This window comes from Stenotrophomonas sp. 01N47 (assembly GCF_056399165.1).
In genome coordinates, this window is the sequence record NZ_JBFTQU010000038.1 from 1 (window position 1) to 532 (window position 532).

General features: G+C 67.1%; 1 protein-coding gene. It reads left to right on the top strand.

What is annotated here, in order from left to right:
• A partial coding sequence (locus AC1DKR_RS21080; RefSeq protein WP_478035082.1) for a dioxygenase family protein occupies positions 1–520 on the top strand: 520 nt, incomplete at its 5' end.
• Between the last annotated feature and the right edge of the window lie 12 nt (positions 521–532).

Sequence of the window (532 nt, forward strand, 5' to 3'; positions counted from 1 at the left end):
GGGCACCGTCTACGATACCGACGGCAAGCCGCTGCCCGGCGCCAAGGTCGAAGTCTGGCACGCCAACCTGCTCGGCAACTACTCGTTCTTTGATACCACGCAATCCGCTTTCAACCTGCGCCGCACCATCGTCACCGACGCCAACGGCCGCTACCAGTTCCGCAGCAATGTGCCGATGGGCTACGGCTGCCCGCCGCAAGGCACCACGCAGCGCCTGCTGGACCTGCTGGCGCGCCACGGCCGCCGTCCCGCGCACATCCACTTCTTCGTSTCCGCASCCGRCCACCGCAAGCTGACCACSCAGATCAACATCGACGGCGACGAATACCTGTGGGAYGACTTYGCCTTTGCCAGCCGCGACGGCCTGGTGCCGGCGGTGACGCGCATCGACGACCCTGCGCAACTCGACAAGCACGGCGTGGACCAGCCCTACGTATCGATCGACTTCGACTTCCGCCTGATCCGCGAAGTGGCCGACGCCCCGCCCGCCGAAGTCGAACGCCTGCGCGCCGCCGCCTGACGCGGTATCAGC